Consider the following 16,130-nt stretch of genomic DNA (forward strand, 5'->3'; position numbering starts at 1 on the left):
GGTCCAGCGCGACGGGAAGGTACCTGGCATGAACACCGCGCAGTTCACCCCGGCCGGCACGCTCACCGCGGAGGACCTGGGCCGGATCCACCTGATCGGGGTGGGCGGGGTCGGCATGAGCGGCCTGGCCCGGCTCTTCCTCACCCGGGGCCTGCCGGTCTCCGGCAGCGAGCTGCGCGAGTGGCCGTCGCTGGCCGGGATGCGGGCGCTGGGCGGCACCATCCACATGAGCCACGAGGCGGCCAACCTCGACGGGGTGGACACCGTGGTCTACTCCTCGGCCATCGGGCAGGACCACCTGGAGATGGTGGAGGCGCGGCGGCGCGGGCTGCGGGTGCTGCACCGCTCCGAGGCGCTGGCGGCGGCGATGACCGGCCGGCGGACGGTGGCGGTGGCCGGCACCCACGGCAAGACCACCACCACCTCGATGGTGACCATGGTGCTCCAGCAGGCCGGGGTCGACCCGTCCTTCGTCATCGGCGGGGAGATCTCCGAGGTGGGCTCCGGGGCGCACCACGGCACCGGCGAGCACTTCGTGGTCGAGGCGGACGAGAGCGACAGGTCGTTCCTGATCTACCGCCCGTTCGTCTCGATCATCACCAACATCGAGGCCGACCACCTGAACACCTACGGCGACCTGGCCACCCTGGAGGCGACCTTCGCCGAGTTCGCCCGGCTCACCGACCCGGCCGGGTACGTCATCACCTGCGCCGACGACCCGGGCGGGCGGCGGCTGGCCGAGACGCTGCGCGCCGAGGGGCGGCGGGTCTGGACGTACGGCGAGGCGGCCGACGCCGACCTGCGGCTGTCCGAGATGGCCTCGTCGGCGCAGGGGGTGCGGTACCTGGCGGCGCTGGACGGCCGGTCGCTGGGCGAGATCCGGCTGCCGGTGCCGGGGCGGCACATGGGGCTCAACAGCGCCTCGGCGGTGCTCGCCGCCCACCTGCTCGGCCTGCCGGTGGCGGCGGCGGAGGCGGCGCTGGCCGCGTTCCCCGGGGTGCGCCGCCGCTTCGAGCGCAAGGGCGTCGCCGACGGGGTGCTGGTCTACGACGAGTACGCCTACCACCCGACCTCGATGACGCTGGCCCTGCAGACGCTGCGGGAGGTGGCCGGCGACGGCCGGCTGATCGTGGTGTTCCAGCCGTACCGGCTCTACCGCACCCGCGATCTCCAGGCGGAGATCGCCGCCGCCCTGGGCATCGCCGACGAACTGGTGCTGCTGGAGGTCTTCGGCCCCGGTGAGCTGCGCCAGCCGGGCGAGGGGTCGGCCGCGTTGCTGGCGGCGGTGCCGCTGGACGCGGCGCACAAGGTATTCGTGGACTCGTTCGACGACGCGCCGGTGGAGGTGGTCCGCCGGGCCCGCCCCGGCGACGTGGTGGTGACCATGGGCGCTCCGCCGATCTCGCTGCTGGGCGACCAGCTGCTCGACGCGTTGACCGCCCGGGTGACCGGGCCGGCGACCGCGTCGGGCCGGGACGGCACGGCCTTCACCGCCGGATGAGCCCGGGCCCGGCCCGGGGCCGGACCGGCCGTGCCACGGGCGCGGACGGCGGCCCCCGACGTGGCCCGGCGCGGCGCTGGCAGCTCGTGCGGGCCGGCAGCGACGCCGTCCCGGCGTCCACCCGGCGGTTCATGGCGCGGGCCCGGCAGCGGCGGATGCGGGCCGCCCTGCCCTGGGCGGTGCTGGCCGGGGTGCTGGTCCTCGCCGCCCTGGTGGCCTGGACGGTGCTCGGCTCCGGCCTGTTCGGGGTGCGTGAGGTCCGGGTGGAGGGGGCCCGGCTGGTCACCCCGGTCGAGGTGCGCGACGCGGCGGCGGTGCCGGACGGGGTGCCGCTGGCCCGGGTGGACCTGGCGGCGACGGCCCGGCGGATCGGCGGGCTGCCCCCGGTGGAGCGGGCCACGGTCCGCCGCGACTGGCCGGGCACCCTGGTGGTGACGGTGGTGGAGCGCACCGGGGTGGCGGCGGTGCCGCGCGACGACCGGTTCGTGGTGCTCGACGCCAGCGGGGTGGTGTTCCGCGAGCTGCCCCGCGCCCCGCAGGGACTGCCGCTGGTGCGGCTGGCCACGCCGGGGCCGGACGACCCGGGCACCCGCGCGGCGTTGCAGGTGCTGGCCGTGCTCACCCCGCAGTTGCGGGCGGTGCTGGTCGAGGTGGGCGTCGAGGGGCTGGCCCGGATCGGGTTGAGGCTGCGCGACGGGCGGACGGTGGTGTGGGGCGACGCCACCCGGGGCGAGGACAAGGCGCGGGTGGCGACGGCGTTGCTCGGTCGGAAGGCCGACACGATCGACGTCAGCGCGCCGGACGTGGTCACGTTCCGGTGAGGTCCGCAGCGAACGTGAGTCGTTACGCTCCCGGCGGCGACACGCCGGTGGGGTCCTTGGCTCTCGGCGTGGGGGCGCTTACGTTGCCCCGAAGAGGATCAGTGGTTGACATAACTGTAAGCCTCTAGTAGAGGGTTAGGGTTCACCGCTGATCCTCGCTGGTGACAGCTCGTCGACCACCGGTCTGGGCCACGCCGTACCGGGGCGCTGCGAGCCAATCTCGAAGGGAAAGGACCGGAGATGACACCTCCGCACAACTACCTGGCGGTCATCAAGGTCGTCGGCATCGGCGGCGGCGGCGTCAACGCCGTCAACCGCATGATCGAGGTTGGGCTCAAGGGCGTCGAGTTCATCGCGATCAACACCGACGCGCAGGCGTTGTTGATGAGTGACGCCGACGTCAAGCTCGACGTCGGCCGGGAGCTGACCCGGGGGCTCGGCGCGGGCGCCAACCCCGACGTCGGCAAGAACGCCGCCGAGGACCACCGCGACGAGATCGAGGAGGTGCTCAAGGGCGCCGACATGGTCTTCGTCACCTGCGGCGAGGGCGGCGGCACGGGCACCGGCGGCGCTCCGGTGGTGGCCAACATCGCCCGCAAGCTCGGCGCGCTGACCATCGGCGTGGTGACCCGGCCGTTCTCCTTCGAGGGCAAGCGCCGCCAGGTGCAGGCCGAGGCGGGGATAGACGAACTGCGCAACCAGTGCGACACGCTGATCGTCATCCCGAACGACCGGCTGCTCGCGCTGGGCGACCGCGGGATCAGCATGATGGACGCCTTCCGCACCGCCGACCAGGTGCTGCTCTCCGGTGTCCAGGGCATCACCGACCTGATCACCACGCCCGGTCTGATCAACCTGGACTTCGCCGACGTCAAGAGCGTGATGAGCGGGGCGGGCAGCGCGCTGATGGGCATCGGCAGCGCCCGCGGCGAGAACCGGGCGGTCGAGGCGGCCGAGGCGGCCATCTCCAGCCCGCTGCTGGAGCAGAGCATGGACGGCGCGCGGGGGGTGCTGCTGTCCATCGCCGGCGGCTCCGACCTGGGTCTGTTCGAGATCAACGACGCCGCGCAGCTGGTCACCGACGCGGCCCACCCGGACGCCAACATCATCTTCGGCGCGGTCATCGACGACGCGCTCGGCGACGAGGTGCGGGTCACCGTGATCGCCGCCGGCTTCGACGGGGGCACGCCCGCGTACAAGGCGTCCGAGTCGCCGCGCAAGAGCAACCAGAACCAGCCCACGCCGCAGGCCCCGGCGGTCACCGCGCCGGCCGTCATGCCGCCGCCGCAGCAGTCGCCGCGCCGGGTGCTCTTCGACGACGTCGACGTGCCCGACTTCCTCAAGAACGGTTCCTGATCCCGCCGATGACGGACAACCACGCCGGCGGCCACGCCACCCCGCCCCCGTCGGGCGGGTCCCCGGTGGGTCGTGCCACCGCGTCGCCGACCGGACGGCCCGGCCGATGACCGCCGCGCCCGATCCGGTGGGTGCCGACCGGCGCGCCGCGCTCGCGGCCGGGCTGGCCGCGGTGCGGGCCCGGATCGCCGACGCCTGCGCCGCCGCCGGCCGGGACCCGTCCGGGGTGACGATGATCGCGGTGACCAAGACGTACCCGGCCGGCGACGCGGTCGCGCTGGCCGGGCTCGGGGTCACCGACCTGGGGGAGAACCGGGACCAGGAGGCCGCACCGAAGGCGGCCGAGGTGGCGGCGGCCGGCGCGGCCGTCCGCTGGCACTTCATCGGCCAGTTGCAACGCAACAAGGCCCGCTCGGTGGTGCGCTACGCCGACGTGGTGCACTCGGTGGACAGTGTCCGGTTGGCCCGTGCGCTGGGCACCGCCGCCGAGTCCGGACGGGACCGTCCGTTGACGACGCTGGTGCAGGTCAGCCTGGACGGTGACCCGGCGCGTGGCGGTGCCCTGCCGGGCGCGGCCGACCCCGAGCGGGGGCTCGGCCCGGTGGCCGAGGCACTGGCCGGCGCGGAGGCGCTGCGGCTGGCCGGGCTGATGGCGGTGGCGCCGCTGGGCTGGGAGCCGGAGCGGGCGTTCGCGCGGCTGGCCGAGGTGGCGGCGGAGTTCCGGGTCGGGTATCCGACGGCCACCGTGCTCTCCGCCGGGATGAGCGGCGACCTGGAAGCGGCCATCGGGTACGGCGCGACACATGTCCGCGTCGGCAGCGCGTTGCTCGGAATGCGTTCCACGCTGCGGTAGCCTGACCGCGGTAGAAGCAAATTACATCAGTGTTGTTCAGGGGTGGCGCCCCCGGTCGGGGGCCACGACGGGCGAGCCGCGAATCGCACGTCGGGGATTGCCGCTCTGATCCGGTGGGCATGGATCCACTCGCGATCATGGCGACACGGCACGGGGGTGCGTGCCGCACGGCGGACGGAAGGGCGCGGGATGGGTGCACTGCGCAAGGCGGGGGTCTGGCTCGGTCTCGTCGAGGAGGACGACGAGCGGGGCTACGACGAGGGCTACGACAAGCCCGGCTACCGCGAGTCGCGGTACCGGTCGAGCCGGTACGCCGAGGAGTTCGCCGACGACGACGAGGACGACGCGGAGGAGCCGCCGGCGCCGCGTCCGCGCCTCGGTGACCGGGGCCGGCTGACCGAGCGGTCGGCCCGGCTGGCCGAGGCCGACCGGGCCGACGACGAGCGTCCGGAGCGCGCCGAGCGCCCGGAGCGTCCGGAGCGGGCCAGCGTCCGGTCGATCACCCGGTCCGGTGGCGCGGACACCTCGGGCGCGCTGAGCTACCACACCCGGGACAATCTCGCGCTGGCGCCGCAGGCGTCGCCCCGGGAGCGGCCGGTGGTGGCCGAGGAGGAGCAGCGCTACCAGATCACCACCCTGCACCCGACCACCTACCGCGAGGCGCGGACCATCGGCGAGCACTTCCGCGACGGCGTACCGGTGATCATCAACCTCACCGAGATGGACGAGGCCGACGCCCGCCGGCTGGTGGACTTCGCCGCCGGGCTGGCGTTCGGGCTGCGCGGTACGATCGAGCGCGTGACCAACCGGGTGTTCCTGCTCTCACCGGCCAACGTCCAGGTCACCGCGGAGGACAAAGCCAAGATCGCTGAGGGCGGCTTTTTCTCCCTGAGCTAAGTCCACCCGACCGAGGGACGTCGCTGCCGTGTTGTCGATCATGTTCCAACTGCTCTACCTGATCTTGTACGTCTTCCTTATCGTGCTGCTGGCCCGATTCGTTCTCGGTGCCGTCCTCCAGTACGGTCGTCGGTGGCAACCGGGGCGTGGCGCGTCCGCCGGACTCGAGTCCGTGTGGAGCGTCACTGATCCGCCTCTCAAGGCGTTGAGGCGGGTGATCCCCCCACTGCGAATTGGTACCGTGAGCATCGACCTGGCCTCCCTTGTGCTCCTGGTTATCCTGTTCGTGCTGATGAGGTTTGTGTTAGATCCGCTGATCAGGAACTTCTCCTGACCAGCGCGCGCTTTCGCGGCCGCAACTGACCCGAGGAGTTTCGATGCCGCTGACACCGGCCGACGTGCACAACGTCGCCTTCAAAAAGCCGCCGATCGGCAAGCGGGGGTACGACGAGGAGGAGGTCGACGCCTTCCTGGACGAGGTCGAGCGTGAGCTTGCCCGTCTGATCGAGGAGAACAACGAGCTGCGCGCCCAGGTGGAGCGCGGCGGTCGTGGCGGGGCCCCTGCCGGCCCCGGTGGCGATGCCCGGCTGGCGGCGGAGCTCAACGACGTCAAGGCCCAGCTCGACCGGGTGCAGCGCGACAAGGCCGCCGCCGAGCAGGCCGCCCGCGCCATGCAGGCCGAGCTGGAGCAGGTCCGCACCACCGGTGGCCCGGCCGTCGGCGGCGACGGCGAGCAGCAGGCGCTGCGGGTGCTGATGATGGCCCAGCGCACCGCCGACGACCACGTCTCCGACGCCCGTCGGGAGGCCGACCAGCTGCTCTCCGAGGCGCGCTCCAAGGCCGAGGAGGTCACCCGCGAGGCGCGGGCCAAGGCCGACGCGCTGGAGCGTGACGCCCGTCAGCGGCACCAGGAGGCCATGGGTGGCCTGGACGCCAAGCGGACCGCCCTGCAGAAGCACATCGAGGAGCTCAAGCAGTTCGAGCGCGAGTACCGCACCCGGCTCAAGGCGTACCTGGAGAGCCAGCTGCGGGACCTCGACGGTCGCGGCCAGGGCCTCGAGGCCGAGATGACCCGCGCCGAGGGCACCCGTGCCGTCGGTGGCAACGGCCTCGCCGCGGCCGGCCTCGCCGGCTCGTACGGCGGCGGTCGCTCCGGCGCCCTCGAAGCAGGTCGCTGATCCACGGTCGGCGGCCGTCCCCCGACGGTCGCCGACCCAGCCGACGACCCACGACGCGGCGGGGGTGAGCTGTGCTAGTCGCCAGTCTGCTGCTCATCCTCGTCGCGGTCGTCCTGCTGGCGTTCGGTCTCGTCGACGGCTCCAGCACGTTGTTGACCAGTTCCATCGCGGCCAGTCTGCTGGCCGCCGTCGCGTTGGTGGCCGGTGCCCGCCAGGCAGCCGTCACCCGGGCGAGGGCGGCGGAGAAGACGCGGGGTCGGGACGCGACGGAGTCCCGCCCGACCATGCCGCCGGCCGTGACCACGCCGTCGGACGAACCGACGACGTACCCCGCGAGTACGTTCGGCACCGGTGACGCCGGGTGGCGGCAACCACCCGGCGCGCCGGTGGCCGGCGACCCCGTCGACGTGTCCACCCGCCCCGACGCCGGTGCCTGGGAGCCCGACGCGGAGGCACCCTGGGAGCCCGTCCTCGTGTCCGCCGCGCCGGACCGGACGACCGCCGGCCGCGCCGACCCGGCGACCGACCGCACCCCCGACCCGGCCACCGATCCCGCCCGGCCCGACCCGGACGACCCCCGTTGGGACCCGGCCATCGACCCCGCCCGGCCCGACCCGGACGACCCGGCCTGGGCGGCCGGGGACGATCTCGCGCCGCCCTGGGAGCACTCGGACGACGCCGCGTCACCGTGGGACCCGCCCGCCCAGCGGGTGCCTCCCGCCGACGCCGCCCGGGTCGCCCAGCTCGACGCCGAGGTGCGGGTGGTCGACGGGCACCCCCGCTACCACCTGCTCTCCTGCGCCCACCTGATCGAACGGGACCACGAGCCGCTGCCGGTGCACGAGGCGGTCTCCCTCGGGTTCACCCCGTGCGGTCTGTGCAACCCGGACACCGCCCTGCTCGCCGACACCTACCCCCGCTGAGGCCGGTGTCGATGCCCACTGACGACACGGTGACCGTCGCGGTACGGGTCAAGCCCGGCGCGTCCCGCCCCCGGGTCGGCGGCTGCTTCGCCGGCCCGCACGGTCCCGCCCTGGTGATCGCCGTGACCGCGCCGGCCGTGGACGGCCGGGCCACCGAGGCGGCCCGCCGGGCGTTGGCCGGGGCGCTCGGGGTCCGCCCGGCGGCGGTGGCGCTGCGCACCGGCGCGGCCAGCCGGGACAAGCTCTTCCTGGTGGACGGGGCGACGCCGGAGGTCACCGGGCTGCTGCGGCGGCTGCGCGACGGATCGGCCGGGTGACGACGCCCCGGGTGGGGCGCCCGTGACGCCGGGACTGGATCTGGCCCTGCTCCTCGGGGCGGCCGTGCTGCTGGTGGCGATCGGCGCGGTGCGGTTCTCCACCCGGCTGGGTGTGCCGAGTCTGCTGGTCTATCTCGCGCTCGGGGTGGCGATCGGCGAGGCCGGGCTGGGCATCCGGTTCGACGACGCCGAGCTGACCCGGGTGCTGGGGTTCTGCGCGCTGATCGTGATCATCGCCGAGGGTGGGCTCACCGCCCGGTGGAGCACCCTGCGCCCGGTGCTCGGGCTGGCCGGCGCGCTGTCCACCGTCGGGGTGCTGGTCAGCATCGTCGTCGTCGGCCTGGTGGTGCACCTGCTGCTCGGGCTGGACTGGCGGTTGGCGCTGCTCTACGGCGCGGTGCTCTCCTCCACCGACGCGGCGGCGGTCTTCGCGACGCTGCGCCGGTTGCGGCTGCCGCCCCGGCTGGTGGCCGCCCTGGAGGCCGAGTCGGGCATGAACGACGCCCCGGTGGTGATCCTGGTGGTGTTGTTGTCGCGCACCGGGCCGGTGGAGCACCCGTGGTGGTTCGAGGTCTTCCTGGTCGGCTACGAGCTGGGGGTGGGTGCGGCGGTGGGGTTGGCCACCGGGCTGGCCGGCCGGTTCGCGCTGCGCCGGGCGGCGCTGCCCTCGTCCGGCCTGTACCCGATCGCCGCCGTCGGGTTCACCGTGCTGGCGTACGCCGCCGGTGCGGTGCTGCACGCCTCCGGGTTCCTCGCCGTCTACGTGGCCGGGGTGCTGCTCGGCAACGCCCGGCTGCCGCACCGGCAGGCCATCCTGGGGTTCGCCGACGGGTTGGCCTGGCTGGCCCAGATCGGGTTGTTCGTGCTGCTCGGGCTGTTGGCCACGCCGGAGCGGCTGCACATCGCGCTGGTGCCGGCGGTGGTCACCGGGCTGGCCCTGCTGCTGCTGGCCCGGCCGCTGTCGGTGCTGGTGTCGGCGTTGCCGTTCCGGGTGGGCCTGCGCGAACAGCTCTTCCTGTCCTGGGCGGGGCTGCGTGGCGCGGTGCCGATCGTGCTGGCCACCATCCCGTTGTCGGCCCGGGTGCCCGGGGCGGACCGGCTGTTCGACGCGGTCTTCGTCCTGGTGGTGATCTTCACGGTGCTCCAGGCGGGCACGCTCGCGCCGGCCGCCCGCCGGTTGCGGGTGACCGCCCCGGCCGAGCCGGCCGAGATCCGGGTGGAGACCGCCCCGCTGGAGCGGATGCGGGCGGACCTGCTCCAGTTGGAGGTGCCGGCGGGGTCCCGGCTGGCCGGGGTGCACGTGGACGAGTTGCGGTTGCCGGTGGGCGCGTCGGTGACCCTGGTGCTGCGCGACGGGGTGGGGTTCGTGCCGGGCGCGGACACCCGGCTCAAGACCGGGGACAGCATGTTGATCGTGGCGACCGCCGGGGTGCGGGACGAGGCGGAGCGGCGGCTGCGGGCGATCAGCCGACGGGGTCGCCTGGCCCGGTGGTTCGGCGAGTACGGCGAGGATCGGGACGGCTGATCTGCTAGTCTTCGTTTTGCCCCAATTAGCGGTTATTAGGGGCTGAATAGCGGTACGACAGTGCGGCACGTTGTCGGACGCCTGTACGTTCCGTATTCTTGCCAACCTCCGGAGTGCGCGGCCACCGTTGCCGTGCGCCCGTTTTGTTACCCGGGGACGCCACGTCGGCGGACCCTGTCCGGGCACCGCCGAGCGCCGCGTCCCGCGGCTGAGGGAGCTGACGATGGCGAAGCCAGCCGACACCAGGACCGCCGGTCGCAAACCGACGGCGAAGGCCACCCGCAGCACGGCGGAGACCGAGAAGATCCGGGCGGCCCTGGCGGCCCGACGCGACGAGCTGCGCGCCGAGTACGATCAGACGCTGAGCGAGATCACCGAGCTGCAGCGCGACCGGCTGACCGACTCGGCCGGGGACGACCAGGCCGACACCGGCACCAAGACGTTCGAACGCGAGCAGGAGATCTCCCTCGCCAACAGCATCCGGGAACGGATCACCCAGGTCGAGCGTGCCCTGGAGCGGCTCGACGAGGGCGGCTACGGATGGTGCGAGCGGTGCGGGAACCCGATCCCGGTGGAGCGGCTCGCGGCCTTCCCGTCGGCGACCCTCTGCGTGACCTGCAAGCAGCTGGAGGAACGGCGCTGACGTCCGCTCCCCGGTGACCTCGCGAGACGGCGGACCTGCGCCGTCGGGACAGTCGATGGGGAGTCGATGACCACAGCACCGACCGCCGGACCCGGCACCACCGAGCCGGCCGGCCGTACGCCCCGCCGCAGGGCGGTCGTGCTCCTCGTCGGCATCGCGTTGACCGCGCTGCTGACGGATCTGCTCACCAAGCACCTCGCCCTGCAACTGCTCGACGACCGTGCGCCGGTCCGCCTGCTGGGCGGGGCGGTCTACCTCACCCTGACCCGCAACAGCGGCGCGGCGTGGAGCATCGGTGCCGACCACACCTGGGTGTTCCCGCTGATCACCATCGGGGTGGTCGGCTGGATCACCTGGATGGCGCTGCGGCTGCGCTCGCTGCCCTGGGCGGTGTCCCTGGGGCTGGTGCTGGGCGGGGCGCTGGGCAACCTCACCGACCGGATCTTCCGCGCGCCCGGCCACTTCGTCGGGCACGTGGTGGACATGGTCAGCCTCTTCGACCCGTACGGCCAGGTCTGGCCGGTGTTCAACCTGGCCGACAGTTGCCTGGTCGCCGGGGTGCTGCTGGCCGTGCTGCTGGAACTGACCGGTCGGCAGCGCGACGGGCGGCGGATCGGGGGCAAGGGCGACCCCGCCCCGGCGGCGGCCGGGCCGTCCACCGGGCCGGTGCCCGCCGAGACCACGCCGACCGACGCCGAACCCCGGGAGCGGGCATGACCTCCACCGCCACCGGTGGCGACCACCGGTCCCTGCCCGTCCCGGACGGCCTCGACGGCATGCGGCTCGACCAGGCGGTGTCCCGGCTGTTCGGGCTCTCCCGCACCGCCGCCGCCGCGCTGGTCGACGCCGGGGACGCGCTGGTCGACGGCGCGGCCCGGCAGAACTCGCACAAGGTCAGGGCCGGCTCCTGGCTGGAGGTGACGCTGCCCGCCCCGGTCGCGCCGCCGACCGTGGTCCCGCAGGCGGTCCCCGGGCTGACCGTGGTCTACGCCGACGACGACATCGTCGTGGTGGACAAGCCGGTCGGGGTGGCCGCCCACCCCAGCCCCGGCTGGACCGGCCCGACCGTCATCGGCGGCCTGGCCGCGATCGGGCACCGGATCTCCACCAGCGGGGCCGCCGAGCGGCAGGGCGTGGTGCACCGCCTCGACGTGGGCACCACCGGGATCATGGCGGTGGCCAAGAGCGAGCAGGCGTACACCGCGCTCAAGCGGGCGTTCAAGTACCGCGAGGTGGAGAAGCGCTACCACGCGGTGGTCCAGGGGCACCCCGACCCGTCGCGCGGCACCATCGACGCCCCGATCGACAGGCACCCGCACCACGACTACCGCTGGGCGGTGGTCTCCGACGGCAAGCCGAGCGTCACCCACTACGACACGATCGAGGCGTTCCCGGCGGCCAGCCTGCTCGACGTCCGGCTGGAGACGGGGCGTACCCACCAGATCCGGGTGCACTTCTCGACCCTGCGGCACCCCTGCGTGGGCGACCTCACCTACGGCGCCGACCCGACCCTGTCGGCCCGGCTCGAACTGCGCCGGCAGTGGCTGCACGCCAGGTCGCTGACCTTCGCCCACCCGCGCACCGGCGACGACGTGACCTTCGTCAGCGAGTACCCGGACGACCTGGCCCGCGCGCTGACGATCCTGCGCGACTGACCGTGCGGCACGATCCGCCGGACGGTCCCGGGCCGGGCGGCGACGACGCCCCGGCCACCGGCGACCAGGCGACCGGCGACCGGGCGACCGGCGACCCGGCCGTCGGGGCGTCCCGGCCGGCCCGGTGGCTGGTCACCACGGCGGTGTTCGCCGTCGGCGCGGTGCTGCTCGCCGCCGGCTGGTCGGCCCGCCGGCCGGCACCCGTCGGTGACCGCACGGTCGGGCAGGTGACCCGGGTCGGGGTGCTGCCCGGGGACTCGCTGCCCGGCTACGCCACCGCCAGCCGGGCCGAACTCGCCGCGCTGACCGCCGGGGCGTACGCGCTGGTGAGTTTCGACAGGTACGTCGCGCCGGGCGAGCTTCCGGCGCTGCTGGCCGGCGTCGAGGTCACGGCGGTGGTGGTGCGGGTGCCGCTGCCCGACCGGCAGACCGAGGTGGTCCGGCTGCCGGCGCAGCGGCTGCCGCAGGACGTCACCGCCGGCATGGCCGGCCTCGCCGACCGCAAGGACCGGGAGGCCGCCGACCAGCGCACCCGGGCCGCCGCCGGCACCGACCCGGCGACCCGCCGGGGGTACGAGACCGGGGCGCAGGTCGCGGCGCGGGAGGCGGCCGGCTACCGGTCGGCGTGCGCCTGCGTCTACGCGGCGGTGGTCCGGGCCGAGCCGGCCGCCCTGCGAGCCACGGCCGGGCGGGACGGGGTCCGCGCGGTCGACCCGGCCCCGGAGGTGACCCGGCTGGACCGCACGGTGTTCCTGCCGCCGCTGCCGGAGCAGCGGGACGTGGCCCGGCCCCCCGCCGACACCGCCACCCCACCCGGCTGACCCGCTCCCGGCCGGGACGTCCCGCCGGAGCGGGTGGACGTCCCGTCGACCGGCCCGGACGTCCGGTGGCGGGTCCCGGCGGCGGGCGCGGGATGGGCGATTCGTCGGAAGGAGCACCCGGTGTGATCGCCCCGGCACCGTCGCCGACCGGGATCGGGTCCGGCCGGTCGGTGCCGACCCCCGCCCCCACCTCCCCGGACTCCCGTCGCGGTGCGTCGCCCCTCCGATCGCGGTAAGTATTGTCCCCGGGAGATGTGTGCAGACCGGTGTGGTCCGAATAGGGTTTCGTTCGTAGCCTGTCAGGCGGAGATCGACGGCGCGGGAGGGCGAGCCTTGGACGGCACCGAGACCGGCTGGGGCCGGTCGGCCGAACCGGCACCGCGATGGCGGACGCTCTTCGAGCGCGCCCGCCTCGGGGGACGCGCCGCCGAACCGGCGGAGCCGGACCGTCGTGGCGAGGACCCGCCCCGGGAGCCGCTGCCCGGCCGGCCACCCGGTGGTGGCTGGTCCGGCCGCGGATCGGCCGCCGTGCCGCCACCGCCCGAGCCGGGCTACGGACCCGATCCCGGCTACGGACCCGATCCGGGCTACCGCGCCGCTGCCGGCTACCGGGTGGACCCGGGCCTCCGGGCCGACCCGGGCTATCCGGTCGACCAGGGTTACCGGGCAGGCCAGGGCTATCCGGCCGATCCCGGCCACCGCGCCCCCGGCGGCTACCCGGCCGACCCCGGATACCTGCCGGAGCCGGCCCGGCCGCCGGAGCCGCCGGTCGTCCCGTCCCGCTACGCGCTGCTGGACAACGGCTACCGGGCCGAGCCGCCGCCCCCCGAGTCCCGGTACGCGCTGCTCGACAACGGCTACCGCACGCCCGGCTACGCGCCCCCGGAGCCGACGTACCAGCCGCCGCAACCCGCCTACCCCGAGCCGGCGGCGTACCCCGAGCCCGGCTACCCGGCGACGCCTACGTACCAGCCGGAGCCGGTCTACCAGCCCGAGCCGACGTACCAGGCGGAGCCGACCTACCAGCCCGAGCCGGCGTACCAGCCCGAGCCGGCGGCGTACCCGCCGGCGGTGACCGCCGACCGGGGCTACCCGGCCCGGATCGAGCCGGCCCGCATCGAGTGGCGTCAGCAGGGCCCCCAGGACGAGCAGGAACGGGCCGCCGGCATCCTCCGCCGCGACCTCGGCACCCCCCGGGTGCTCGCGTTCGCCAACCCCAAGGGCGGGGTGCACAAGACCACCGCCACGGTGCTCGCCGCCGCCACCGTCGGCAGCGTCCGCGGCCGGGGCGTGCTCGCCTGGGACGACAACGAGCTGCGCGGCACCCTCGGCCTGCGCGCCGGCAGCGCCCGGCACGCCCGGACGATCCGGCACCTGATCAGCGACCTGGCGCACATCGAGATCCGGGACGGCGCGGAGCTGCTGGAATCCCTCGACGACTACCTGCGGCACGCCTCCGACGGCTCGTACGACGTGCTGGCCGGGGAGGAGAGCCCTCGCTTCGCCCAGCGGCTCGACCAGTTCACCGTCAAGCGGGTGCTGGAGCTGCTGCGCCGCACCCACGACGTGGTCTGCGTGGACACCGGCAACAACGTGGAGAGCCCCAACTGGCGGACCGTCATGCACGCCGCCGACCAGCTCGTGGTGACCACCGTGCCCCGCGAGGACGCCGCGTTCAGCGCCGACTGGATGCTCGACCTGCTGCACGAGGAGGGCATGGGCGAGCTGGCCGACAACGCGGTCACCCTGATCTCCTGCCCGACCCCCGGCCGGTCGACGCTCCAGGACGACCTTGAGCGGCACTTCGCCACCCGGACCCGGGCCGTCGCCGTCGTGCCGTACGACCCGGTGCTGGAGACCGGCTCGTCGATCGAGTACCACCAGCTCCAGGCGGAGACCCGGGCCGCGTGGCTGCGGGCCGCCTCGGTGATGCTGGAACCGTTCGCCCGGTGAGGGGTGGTACGGGCTCCGCCGCCCCGCCGTACCGCCCCGCCTGAGAGGATCATCGGGTGAGCCCGGACACCCCCGATCCGCACCGCCCCGCCGACACCCCGGCGGGTGCCGCGCCCACCCCGCACGCCGTCCCGACCGGGACACCGGCCGACGGGCCACCTGCCGACGGGCCATCGGCCGGGCCCGGGTACGCCCCGCCCCCGCCCGGACACGCCCCGCCCCCGCCCGGACACGCCCCGACCGCGCCCGGCCACGCCGCGGCCGAACCCGAACCGGCCGGGCCCGGCCACGACCGGGGCGGGTCGTACCTGCCGTGGCCGCCGTCCGGCTGGCCGGCGCAGCCGGGGGAGCAGCGGCCCCGGCACACCCGGGCGGTGGCGGCCGGCCTCGTGCTGGGCCTGACCGCGCTGGGAGCGCCGCTGGGGCTGCTCTGGGCCGCGCTGGCTCCGGACACCCCGGTGCTCAAGACCGCCGAGGGCGCCGTCTACGCCCAACCCCAGCCGGAGCAGCCGATCGCCGCCGACGGCTGGTTCAGCCTGCTCGGGATCGGGTTCGGGGTGCTCGCCGCGATCGCGGTGTGGACGCTGCTGCGCCGCCGCCGGGGCCCGGTGAACCTGGTCGCGCTGACCGTCGGCGCGCTCGGCGCGGCCCTGGTCGCCTGGCAGGTGGGCCGCCGGATCGGGCTGGACGGCTACCAGCGGCTGCTCGACACCGCCCCGGCCGGCACGTCCTTCGGCAAGCCGGCCGACCTGCGGGCCGGGGGCATCGACCGGCTCTTCGGCGTGCTGCCCGTGCCGTACGGCAACCTGCTGCTGGCCGCGTTCGCCGCGGCCGTCACGTACACCCTGCTGGCCGGCTGGTCGCGGTGGCCGTCGCTGCGCCCGGAACCGGAGCCCGGCGGGCCCGGCTGGCCGGACGCGCTGGGTGCGCCCGGTGCGGTCGGTGCGCCGGACGCCGTCGGCCCGGCCGGCGGGGTCAGTTGGGGGCCGGCGGGGACGCCAGCTCCGACAGCGGCACCGGAACCGCCCGCACCTGGCGCAGCAGGGCCGACTCGCGGTTGAGCAGCCGCAGCTCGGCGCGGAGCCGGGCGGCGGTGTCGTCGATGGCGAGCAGCCGTTGCCGGTCGGCCAGGGTCAGCACGGCGGTGGCCGCCACCAGGTGCGACAGCACCGTCGGGTCCTCCGGTAGCTGCTCGGACAGCTCCTGCGGGTCGTCCCGGATCAGGCCCAGGTACTGCCGGAACACCGCGATCACCCGGGCCGCCAGCAGCTCGGCGGCCTCGTCCGGGCCGGCCGGCTCGGGCAGCCACTCGACGTCGGCGGTGAGGTAGGGGGCGGCCTCCCGGTCGACCCCGGCGACCCGGAACCGCCGCCGACCCACCGTGACGATGTCGAAGCCGCCGTCGTCCAGCTCGGTGACCTGACGCAGCTCGGCGGTGCAGCCCACCTCGTGCAGGGTCACCTCGCCGCCGCCCGGGGCGGCCCGGCCCGCGCCCGGGGCGACCTCCCAGCCGGAGCGGATGGCCACCACGCCGAACTCGCGGGGCACCCCCTCGGGCTGCCCGACCAGGTCCCGCACCAGGTGGCGGTACCGCTCCTCGAAGATGTGCAACGGCAGCACCAGACCCGGGAAGAGCACCGTTGCGAGGGGAAACACCGGCAGCCGTGCGGTCACGCGTCCGAGCGTA

17 protein-coding genes are annotated in these 16,130 nt (G+C 74.9%); 16 read left to right on the forward strand and 1 reads right to left on the reverse strand.

Annotation, left to right across the window (positions count from 1 at the left end):
• Positions 1 to 28 precede the first annotated feature (28 nt).
• The 16 genes from murC to B5D80_RS07505 all read left to right on the forward strand — a co-directional run bounded on the left by murC (position 29) and on the right by B5D80_RS07505 (position 15,504).
• On the forward strand, positions 29 to 1,501 hold the full coding sequence (gene murC, locus B5D80_RS07430) for a UDP-N-acetylmuramate--L-alanine ligase (protein WP_088643041.1): 1,473 nt from the start codon (positions 29 to 31) through the stop codon (positions 1,499 to 1,501).
• Positions 1,498 to 2,322, forward strand: coding sequence for a cell division protein FtsQ/DivIB (locus tag B5D80_RS07435; RefSeq protein WP_088643042.1), 825 nt, complete (start codon positions 1,498 to 1,500; stop codon positions 2,320 to 2,322). Before murC ends, B5D80_RS07435 begins: the two co-directional genes overlap by 4 nt.
• A gap of 240 nt (positions 2,323 to 2,562) precedes the next feature.
• Positions 2,563 to 3,678, forward strand: coding sequence for a cell division protein FtsZ (gene ftsZ / locus B5D80_RS07440; RefSeq protein ID WP_088643043.1), 1,116 nt, complete (start codon positions 2,563 to 2,565; stop codon positions 3,676 to 3,678).
• Positions 3,679 to 3,784: 106 nt separating this feature from the next.
• Entirely contained in the window at positions 3,785 to 4,531 is a 747-nt protein-coding gene (locus B5D80_RS07445; protein ID WP_088643044.1) for a YggS family pyridoxal phosphate-dependent enzyme, read from the forward strand.
• Positions 4,532 to 4,720: 189 nt separating this feature from the next.
• Positions 4,721 to 5,428, forward strand: coding sequence for a cell division protein SepF (locus tag B5D80_RS07450; RefSeq protein WP_088643045.1), 708 nt, complete (start codon positions 4,721 to 4,723; stop codon positions 5,426 to 5,428).
• Between the two features lie 28 nt (positions 5,429 to 5,456).
• Entirely contained in the window at positions 5,457 to 5,762 is a 306-nt protein-coding gene (locus B5D80_RS07455; RefSeq protein WP_088643046.1) for a YggT family protein, read from the forward strand.
• A 43-nt stretch (positions 5,763 to 5,805) separates the two neighbouring features.
• Positions 5,806 to 6,606 carry a DivIVA domain-containing protein gene (locus tag B5D80_RS07460; protein WP_088643047.1) on the forward strand — a complete coding sequence of 267 codons (801 nt, stop codon included), beginning with the start codon at positions 5,806 to 5,808 and terminating at the stop codon, positions 6,604 to 6,606.
• A 71-nt stretch (positions 6,607 to 6,677) separates the two neighbouring features.
• The gene (locus tag B5D80_RS35065; RefSeq protein WP_088643048.1) at positions 6,678 to 7,529 is read left to right on the forward strand and encodes a hypothetical protein; all 852 of its coding nucleotides are present in this window, start codon (positions 6,678 to 6,680) and stop codon (positions 7,527 to 7,529) included.
• Positions 7,530 to 7,540: 11 nt separating this feature from the next.
• Positions 7,541 to 7,846 (forward strand): DUF167 domain-containing protein, encoded by a 306-nt coding sequence (locus B5D80_RS07470; RefSeq protein WP_088643136.1) that lies wholly within the window; start codon positions 7,541 to 7,543, stop codon positions 7,844 to 7,846.
• A 22-nt stretch (positions 7,847 to 7,868) separates the two neighbouring features.
• Positions 7,869 to 9,371 carry a potassium/proton antiporter gene (locus B5D80_RS07475; RefSeq protein ID WP_088643049.1) on the forward strand — a complete coding sequence of 501 codons (1,503 nt, stop codon included), beginning with the start codon at positions 7,869 to 7,871 and terminating at the stop codon, positions 9,369 to 9,371.
• A 223-nt stretch (positions 9,372 to 9,594) separates the two neighbouring features.
• Positions 9,595 to 10,014, forward strand: coding sequence for a TraR/DksA family transcriptional regulator (locus B5D80_RS07480; RefSeq protein WP_088643050.1), 420 nt, complete (start codon positions 9,595 to 9,597; stop codon positions 10,012 to 10,014).
• A 66-nt stretch (positions 10,015 to 10,080) separates the two neighbouring features.
• Complete coding sequence (gene lspA / locus B5D80_RS07485; protein WP_088643051.1) at positions 10,081 to 10,731, forward strand: signal peptidase II; 651 nt, start codon at positions 10,081 to 10,083, stop codon at positions 10,729 to 10,731.
• Positions 10,728 to 11,669, forward strand: a complete 942-nt coding sequence (locus B5D80_RS07490; protein WP_088643052.1) for an RluA family pseudouridine synthase — start codon at positions 10,728 to 10,730, stop codon at positions 11,667 to 11,669. Before lspA ends, B5D80_RS07490 begins: the two co-directional genes overlap by 4 nt.
• A 2-nt stretch (positions 11,670 to 11,671) precedes the next feature.
• The gene (locus B5D80_RS07495; RefSeq protein WP_211291422.1) at positions 11,672 to 12,490 is read left to right on the forward strand and encodes a hypothetical protein; all 819 of its coding nucleotides are present in this window, start codon (positions 11,672 to 11,674) and stop codon (positions 12,488 to 12,490) included.
• Positions 12,491 to 12,823: 333 nt separating this feature from the next.
• The gene (locus tag B5D80_RS07500; RefSeq protein WP_088643053.1) at positions 12,824 to 14,443 is read left to right on the forward strand and encodes a MinD/ParA family ATP-binding protein; all 1,620 of its coding nucleotides are present in this window, start codon (positions 12,824 to 12,826) and stop codon (positions 14,441 to 14,443) included.
• Between the two features lie 56 nt (positions 14,444 to 14,499).
• Positions 14,500 to 15,504 (forward strand): DUF2567 domain-containing protein, encoded by a 1,005-nt coding sequence (locus B5D80_RS07505; protein ID WP_088643054.1) that lies wholly within the window; start codon positions 14,500 to 14,502, stop codon positions 15,502 to 15,504.
• Here B5D80_RS07505 and B5D80_RS07510 read toward each other — a convergent pair.
• Positions 15,419 to 16,117, reverse strand: a complete 699-nt coding sequence (locus B5D80_RS07510; protein WP_088643055.1) for an LON peptidase substrate-binding domain-containing protein — start codon at positions 16,115 to 16,117, stop codon at positions 15,419 to 15,421. The genes B5D80_RS07505 and B5D80_RS07510 overlap by 86 nt on opposite strands.
• Positions 16,118 to 16,130 lie beyond the last annotated feature (13 nt).

It is taken from the genome of Micromonospora wenchangensis (assembly GCF_002210435.1).
GTDB lineage: Bacteria > Actinomycetota > Actinomycetes > Mycobacteriales > Micromonosporaceae > Micromonospora > Micromonospora wenchangensis.